The sequence below is a fragment of the Rhizorhabdus sp. genome, from assembly GCF_018006725.1.
Taxonomy (GTDB): domain Bacteria; phylum Pseudomonadota; class Alphaproteobacteria; order Sphingomonadales; family Sphingomonadaceae; genus Rhizorhabdus.
On sequence record NZ_JAGMXV010000290.1, the window covers coordinates 1 to 5,193 of the forward strand.

Below are 5,193 nucleotides of genomic sequence, written 5' to 3' on the forward strand. Positions count from 1 at the left end.
TCACCCTGGATATTGCCAATGAAAGCTATGCACAGGGCAGCAGCGCGACGGCGCTTCTGGAGATGATGGCCGTTCTTCGTCCGCGCGGGGTGGCGATCCACATGCTGCGTCTGGCGGGAAGCACGGCCGCGACCGGCGGGGCGCTACCGCGCAAAGAGGTAGAACGCCTCGCCGTCACCCTGCTGTCGCGCGGTTTTTCCGTCGCCCAGCTCAACTTCGACGGCACCGATGATGGCGTCCTGCCATTCGGCCTGATCGTCCGCAGAGACTGACCACGATGAGCCTCGATTCCGTTCGCATCTTTCTCGCCACTCATGCGCCCGATCTGGAGATCATCGATCAGGGCCGCAGTACTGCGACGGTGACCGAGGCGGCCGAAACGCTTGGCGTTTTGCCGGGGCAGATCGCCAAGACCCTATCGGTCCGCGTCGGGGAACGCCGGCTGCTCGTCGTCGCGCGCGGCGACGCGCGTCTGGACAATCGCAAGACCAAGGATGCCTTGGGCGGGCGTCCGCGCATGCTGGATGCTGACGAGGTCGAGGCGCTGACCGGCCATCCGGTGGGCGGCGTGTGCCCGTTCGGCCTTGCCACGCCTCTGCCCGTCTATTGCGACCGGTCGCTCCGCGATTTCGCCATCGTCTATCCGGCTGCAGGTTCGCGGACCGCATCGGTCGCTCTGACGCCCGACCGGCTCGCGGCGCTTACCGGCGCGACCTGGATCGATGTATGTCAGCCCCCTGCACTGCCGGGAGACGGGGCATGAAAAAAGCCGGCGAACATCGTCCGCCGGCTCGATCCTTCGTCTGACTTGCGATCAGGCCTTGCAGCTCTGGGCGGCCTTGCCCGGCATCGCAATCTCGACCTGCGGACCATCGCCGCTGATCGAATAGCCCTCCGCCGTATAAGGCTTGCCGGCCGCTTCGGCCTTCAGCTGAGTGCCGGCCTCGCCCTTGTCCTTCTTGAGCGTCGCGCTGTTGTTGCTCAGGAAGTCGACATAGACGAGCGCGCCGTCCGCGCAGCGATAGGTGCGGCTGTGGGTGACCATCGGCGGCAGTTCGACCGGGGCTGCGGCGTTGAGCGCCTTGGCGTCGGGGTCATCGCCCCCGGCGGTGATCGTTTCGGGCTTTCCGCAAGCGGTCAGCATAAAAGCCGTTCCGAGGACGGCGGCGGTGATGAGGCGGGAATGGATTTGCATAGCGCTCTGTCTCTTGCGGGCCTTGTGTGCGGTGCGTCAAGTAGAGCGATTGCATGAAGGGTGCATGAACGGACATTTTTTATCTTTTACAGCCCCCTCCAGACATCATTGCTGCAGGCAGACGCGCATCATCGACCAACGCTCGGTCTTTGCCGCTAGCGCCAGCGTATAGGCGGGACTGCTGGACGGCAGGTCGAAAAGCTGGATTTCTGCCACTCCCTCCAGCAATTTTCGACCGATGCGCGCCGCAGTGCCGCCGTTGAAACCGACCCCACGAAGCTCGGGGAGCGTTTCGATCAACGCAACGAGATCGTTCGTTCGATGATCCCGTATCGCAGCATCCAGGCTGCCGCAGCGCAACGCATCCGACACGACGTCCCACAGCCCGATGCCTGCGTCGAGCAGCGACGCGAGCCGGTCGTCATAGGGCCGCTCGGGCAGATCGACGAGACCCGCTACGGCGCCCGCCAGTTTCCAGAACTGGTTCTGGGGATGGGCATAATAGCGATCGGCCCGCAGCGACGCCTCGCCGGGCAGGCTCCCGAGCAGAAGCAATTTCGTGTCGGCCCGGACAACGGGCGGGAAGCTGGCCTTGCGCGTCATGGAGTGAAGCTGGGCATGGGTGGACCGCAACACAAGCTATGTTGGCAATAGGCGGTGCACTCGGCTAGGCAGACGCCATGCTACGCCAGACCATTGCCCCCGACGCCATCTCGCTGATCGGCAACACGCCGCTCGTCCGCCTCAAGGGCCCGAGCGAGGCGACCGGCTGCGACATCCTCGCAAAGTGCGAGTTCATGAATCCGGGCGGATCGGTCAAGGACCGTGCTGCGCTGGCGATCATCACCGATGCCGAGGAGCGCGGCCTGATCGCGCCGGGCGGGGTGATCGTCGAAGGCACCGCCGGCAATACCGGCATCGGCCTCGCCTTGGTCGGCAATGCGCGCGGCTATCGCACGATCATCGTGATGACCGATACGCAGAGCCAGGAGAAGCAGCAGACGCTGCGCGCGCTTGGCGCAGAGCTGGTGCTGGTCGCACCGACGGCTTACTCCAACCCTGCCCATTATGTGCACACCTCGCGCCGGATCGCCGAGGAGACACCCGGCGCACTATGGGCCAACCAGTTCGACAACACCGCCAACCGCCTTGCGCATATCCGCACGACTGCGCCGGAGATCTGGGCCCAGACCGAGGGACGGATCGACGGTTTCACCTGCGCCGTCGGCACCGGTGGCACGCTGGCGGGCGTGGGCCTGGGCCTCAAGTCGTTCAACGAGGATATCGTGATCGGGCTGACCGATCCGCATGGCGCCGCGCTGTATAATTATTTCGCGCATGGCGAATTGAAGGCCGAAGGTTCCAGCGTCGCGGAGGGCATCGGTCAGAGCCGCATCACCGCCAATCTCGATGGCGCGCCGATCGACACGCAGTTCCGCATCTCTGACGAACAGGGCCTCGAGCAGGCCTTTGCCTTGCTGGAGAATGAGGGCCTGTGCGTCGGGTTGTCGTCGGGCATCAATGTGGCGGGTGCGATGGCCCTCGCGCGCGAACTGGGCCCCGGCAAGCGCATCGTCACGATCCTGTGCGATCCGGGCATGCGCTACCTCTCCTCGCTGTTCAATCCGGCATGGCTCGAGTCCAAGGGGCTGCCTGTTCCCGATCTTCTTCGACGCTGAGACGAGGCGTTACCGGGGTCCGGCATGTGCAGGGTCGCGAGCAGACCCGTCGCTCCCTATATTGCCGATTGACCTGTACGCCGGGCTGATCGAAAAAAGAGCTATGGGGAACAACGTCTGATGCATCGCGTGCGGATCGGCATCACCGGCCTCGCCGTGGTGTTCCTCATCGTTCTCTTCGCGGCCGCGATCGTCGGCTTCCGGTCCAAGGATCGGAGCGAGGAAGCCAATCTCGCCTCGGCCGCCAACAGCAGCGCCCCCTCGGGCGATCCCCTTGCTGAACTCGGCGTGGCCCCCGGCGGTACGAGCGGCGAAACGCAGACGACTCAGCCGGGACCCGCCCAGCCCTGACCGCCCGGCCCTGACCGCCCGGCCCTGACCGCATAGTCGCCGGCGGCACCGACCGTCGGGACATCACAGCCCGTTCCGGATCGTTACCGGGGCGGTACATGGCTTTTCCCTAAACTTATCCACAGGTTCATCCCGGGGCATTCCCCGCGGATTTCGGCGCTTTGCGCATTTTACACGCATCGAACGGAGCCAAGCTGTCCCGCGAAATCCACAGCCCGAACCACATAGAACCATGAAATGGTATAAAAACCCTTTGTCAAACCAGAGCGATCCAAGTACATCCCAATGGTGCAATGGGGTGGGGAGTATCGCCCTACGCATCGACGCCTCCCGCGGCCCTTTGGGCGGCATGGCGCAGCGGTTCTCCCCTCAGAAAACGGGGTTTGTTCGGTGGCGGCGGGTGGTGCGGTCTTCAATGACGTTCATATGAACGGCGTGGACCTGAAAGGGCGCGTTTCGCTCCCGGCTGCCTTTCGTCAGACCATCGAAATCCGCTGCGGATCGGGCAAGGTCGCCTCGGGTCTCGAAAAGACCCTGCGGATGACGCGCCACCCCACCCTTCCCTGCATTGAGGTGAGCGACGGTCTTCAGATCGCCGAGACCGAGGAGCAGATGACCGCGCATGCGGCGCGCATGTCCGAGCAGACCGGCGAGTTGATGGGCGACATTCTCGACCGGCTCGAGGCCGAAGCCTTCCCGCTGATGAAGGACGTCAATTTCGACGCGGCCGGCCGCATGATCCTGCCCGAACGGCTGCGCACCAAGGCGAGCATCACCGGCGACGCCTTCTTCGTCGGTCGCGGCCGGCGCTTCCGCATTTGGAGCCCCGATATCCTGCGCGCCACGCCGGGTGGCGAGTCGGAAGAAGTGATCGAGGAGATGGAAGAGCTCCTCGCCAAGCGGAAGGAGCGCGGATGACCGCCACCGCGCCCCATATCCCCGTGCTTCTGGATGAGGTCCTTGCCGGCCTCGGCCCGCAGGCCGACGAGATTCACGTCGACGGCACCTTCGGCGCCGGAGGCTACACGCGTGCGATCCTGGACAAAGGCGCTCAGGTCTATGCGTTCGACCGCGATCCCGATGCGATTGCAGAGGGTCAGCCGCTCGTCGAGCAGGCCGGCGGCCGGCTGACGCTCGTTCCCGAGCGCTTCTCGCGCATGGCCGAAGCGCTGGCCGAACGCGGCGTGAGCCAGGTCGACGGCGTGACGCTCGACATCGGCGTGTCGTCGATGCAGCTCGATCGCGCCGAGCGGGGCTTTTCCTTTCAGTCCGATGGTCCGCTCGACATGCGGATGGAGCAGGACGGCATGAGCGCCGCCGACTTCGTCAACACTGCGGACGAAGCCGAGATCGCTGATGTCCTCTTCGAACTGGGCGACGAGCCCCGCTCGCGCCGGGTCGCGCGGGCGATCGTCCAGGCACGCCCGCTGACGCGGACCGGCGAACTGGCGGAAGTCGTGCGCCGCGCGCTGGGCCACCGGCCGCATGAGAAAAAGGATCCGGCGACCCGGACCTTCCAGGCGATCCGCATCCACCTGAACGCCGAACTCGAAGAGCTCGAGCAGGGCCTGGCTGCGGCCGAGCGCGTACTCAAGCCCGGCGGCCGGCTGGCCGTCGTTTCCTTCCATTCGATCGAGGACCGGATCGTGAAGCGCTTCCTGCGCGAACGCAGCGGGGGCAATCCCGCCGGGTCCCGTCACCTTCCAGATGCGCGCGCCGGGGGGCCGCGTCCAAGCTTCGAGGCCGTCTCCAAACCCGTCCGTGCAAGCGATGCGGAGATTGCCCGAAACCCCCGGTCACGGTCCGCCACGCTTCGCGTCGCGCACCGGACCGAGGCCTCACCATGGGGTCTCAGCGTAAAAAGAGAAGGACGTCAGGGATGATCACGACCCGCTTCAAGGAGGTGGTCTGGACGGGAGGCATTTGTGCTGCCGCCCTGACCTTCTACATGATCTCGCAGACCGTCGC

Annotated in this window: 7 protein-coding genes and 1 pseudogene; 6 read left to right on the plus strand and 2 right to left on the minus strand. The window is 65.3% G+C overall.

Features of this window, described 5'->3' with window-relative positions:
- Window positions 1–272, plus strand: a pseudogene (locus KAY22_RS24150) (hypothetical protein); the annotation flags it as partial.
- A gap of 5 nt (window positions 273–277) precedes the next feature.
- Complete coding sequence (locus KAY22_RS24155; RefSeq protein ID WP_296625687.1) at window positions 278–763, plus strand: YbaK/EbsC family protein; 486 nt, start codon at window positions 278–280, stop codon at window positions 761–763.
- 51 nt (window positions 764–814) lie between these two features.
- On the opposite strand, the gene KAY22_RS24160 is transcribed toward KAY22_RS24155, so the two are convergent.
- Complete coding sequence (locus KAY22_RS24160) at window positions 815–1,195, minus strand: hypothetical protein (protein ID WP_296625689.1); 381 nt, start codon at window positions 1,193–1,195, stop codon at window positions 815–817.
- Between the two features lie 105 nt (window positions 1,196–1,300).
- Window positions 1,301–1,798 carry a DNA-deoxyinosine glycosylase gene (locus KAY22_RS24165; protein ID WP_296625690.1) on the minus strand — a complete coding sequence of 166 codons (498 nt, stop codon included), beginning with the start codon at window positions 1,796–1,798 and terminating at the stop codon, window positions 1,301–1,303.
- 77 nt (window positions 1,799–1,875) lie between these two features.
- Between KAY22_RS24165 and KAY22_RS24170 the strand changes: the two genes are divergently transcribed.
- The 4 genes from KAY22_RS24170 (at window position 1,876) to rsmH (ending at window position 5,108) form a co-directional block, all read left to right on the plus strand.
- On the plus strand, window positions 1,876–2,874 hold the full coding sequence (locus KAY22_RS24170; RefSeq protein WP_296625691.1) for a cysteine synthase A: 999 nt from the start codon (window positions 1,876–1,878) through the stop codon (window positions 2,872–2,874).
- 120 nt (window positions 2,875–2,994) lie between these two features.
- On the plus strand, window positions 2,995–3,225 hold the full coding sequence (locus KAY22_RS24175) for a hypothetical protein (protein WP_296625692.1): 231 nt from the start codon (window positions 2,995–2,997) through the stop codon (window positions 3,223–3,225).
- 426 nt (window positions 3,226–3,651) lie between these two features.
- Window positions 3,652–4,143 (plus strand): division/cell wall cluster transcriptional repressor MraZ, encoded by a 492-nt coding sequence (locus KAY22_RS24180; protein ID WP_296625693.1) that lies wholly within the window; start codon window positions 3,652–3,654, stop codon window positions 4,141–4,143.
- A complete protein-coding gene (gene rsmH / locus KAY22_RS24185) occupies window positions 4,140–5,108 on the plus strand; it encodes a 16S rRNA (cytosine(1402)-N(4))-methyltransferase RsmH (protein WP_296625694.1) in 969 nt (322 codons plus the stop codon). The genes KAY22_RS24180 and rsmH overlap by 4 nt, the downstream gene beginning before the upstream one ends.
- Window positions 5,109–5,193 lie beyond the last annotated feature (85 nt).

Excerpts from the sequence above, each read along its gene's own strand:
- KAY22_RS24155 (WP_296625687.1), top strand. The coding sequence starts at position 278 with ATGAGCCTCGATTCCGTTCGCATCTTTCTCGCCACTCATGCGCCCGAT.
- KAY22_RS24160 (WP_296625689.1), bottom strand. The coding sequence starts at position 1,195 with ATGCAAATCCATTCCCGCCTCATCACCGCCGCCGTCCTCGGAACGGCT.
- KAY22_RS24165 (WP_296625690.1), bottom strand. The coding sequence starts at position 1,798 with ATGACGCGCAAGGCCAGCTTCCCGCCCGTTGTCCGGGCCGACACGAAA.
- KAY22_RS24170 (WP_296625691.1), top strand. The coding sequence starts at position 1,876 with ATGCTACGCCAGACCATTGCCCCCGACGCCATCTCGCTGATCGGCAAC.
- KAY22_RS24175 (WP_296625692.1), top strand. The coding sequence starts at position 2,995 with ATGCATCGCGTGCGGATCGGCATCACCGGCCTCGCCGTGGTGTTCCTC.
- KAY22_RS24180 (WP_296625693.1), top strand. The coding sequence starts at position 3,652 with ATGAACGGCGTGGACCTGAAAGGGCGCGTTTCGCTCCCGGCTGCCTTT.
- rsmH (WP_296625694.1), top strand. The coding sequence starts at position 4,140 with ATGACCGCCACCGCGCCCCATATCCCCGTGCTTCTGGATGAGGTCCTT.